This is a genomic window from Nostocoides australiense Ben110 (genome assembly GCF_001050535.1).
In the GTDB taxonomy this organism is placed as follows: Bacteria; Actinomycetota; Actinomycetes; order Actinomycetales; family Dermatophilaceae; genus Nostocoides_A; species Nostocoides_A australiense.
This window is the reverse complement of record NZ_HG764815.1, coordinates 4236869-4238314: the sequence shown is the minus strand read 5'-3', so window position 1 is coordinate 4238314 and position 1446 is coordinate 4236869. Positions and strand designations below refer to the sequence as shown.

The following is a 1446-nucleotide window of genomic DNA, read 5'->3' as shown; positions in this document are numbered from 1 at the left end:
GGGCTCGCCCCCGCGCTGCTCGCAGCCCAGGAGAGCGACCCCCGCGAGGACCACGTCGCCGGGCTGGCATCCACCGCCTGCCCCGCGCCGGCGGCCGAGTCCTGGCTGACCGGCGGCAGCGCCGAACCCGGACGTCAAGAACGCCTGCTCCTGCTCAACCCCGGCGCCAACCCCGTCACGGTCGACATCGCCGTCGCCGGGCGCCGCGGACCCATCGTCACCGGTGCCGCGACCGGGATCGTGGTGCCCGCCCGCAGCCGGCACAGCGTGCTGCTCGATGCGCTCGCGCCGGATGAGGCCGCGCCCTTCTTCCACGTCACGACCCGCGGCGGCTTCGTCGGCGCCGTCCTGGCCGACCACTGGCTGGACGGGGTCACGCCGCGAGGTTTCGCCGATGTGCCCGGCCTTGCCGCCCCGGCGACCGAACAGGTCATCCCGGCCGTGACCGGGCCAGGCAGCGTCCGACTGCACGCGCCCGGTGAGCAGGACGCCGTCGTCGAGGTCCGGCTGCTCACCCCCGACGGACCGCGCGCCCTGCCGGACGGCGCGGGCGTGTTGCGAGTGCCTGCCGGGGCCACGGCCGAGGTGCCGCTGACGAAACTGCCCTCCGGGGTGAGCGCGCTGCAGATCCGCTCGGACGAGCCGGTCGTCGCCGCGGCCCAGCTGACGCCGGTCAAGGCTCGCGACTTCGCCTGGGCTCCGGCGAGCGCGCCGATCCGGGGGCTGGCCGGGGCGGTCTATCCCGCGCTCGACTCCGCCGCTGACCGCACCCGCACTCTGGCGCTGGCATCCACCGGCGGCCGCGCCCGGGTCGGCGTGACCACCGTCGCCGACGGCCGGGCACAGACGCGCGAACTGTCGATCGCCGACGACGCCACTCTCAGCCTCGACCTGAGCCTGAGCGATGCGGTCTGGGTCCGGCGTGTTGCCGGCAACGGCGACGTCCGCGCCGCCCTGCTCACCACGGGTAGCAGCGGCGCCAAGGCCGTCATCGACGCCCGGCCGTTGACGGCCGCGCGCATCTCCGTCACCACCGAACCCGTCGAGCCGGTCGGCCCGCTCGGCTGAGGCCGGCGACGCCTGAGGTCGGCGCCGTCTCAGGTCGGCGGCAACAGATCCTCCGGCGCCACGCCGAGCAGGGCGGCGATGTGCTCGGCGAGCACCTCACGCACCAGTTCGGCCCGCTCGGACCCGTCGCTGGTGCGGGCCTCGATGGGCCGGCGATAGAGGACGATCCGGGCCGGCAGCCGACCGCTGGCCGGGAAGAGCCGGCCGAGCAGGACCCGGCGCTCCTCCCACGGGGCCGGGTCGCTCGGGGGCACGTCCTCGACGGCGAACTCGGTGTCGGCATACCGCTCGCCGAGCACCGCGTCGAAGCCACTCGCCACCTCGATCACCAGGTCGTCGAAACGCTCGCGCCGCGGCCCCATCGCCGGCACCGGCGGC

The 1446-nt window shown here is 75.8% G+C and carries 2 protein-coding genes; one reads left to right on the top strand and one right to left on the bottom strand.

Annotated features, from left to right (window positions below):
- The coding region (locus BN11_RS21005) for a DUF5719 family protein (RefSeq protein WP_048700421.1) at window positions 1-1068 on the top strand (1068 nt) is incomplete at its 5' end.
- Window positions 1069-1097: 29 nt separating this feature from the next.
- Here the strand turns inward: BN11_RS21005 and BN11_RS21000 are convergent.
- The coding region (locus tag BN11_RS21000) for a metallopeptidase family protein (RefSeq protein ID WP_327152892.1) at window positions 1098-1446 on the bottom strand (349 nt) is incomplete at its 5' end.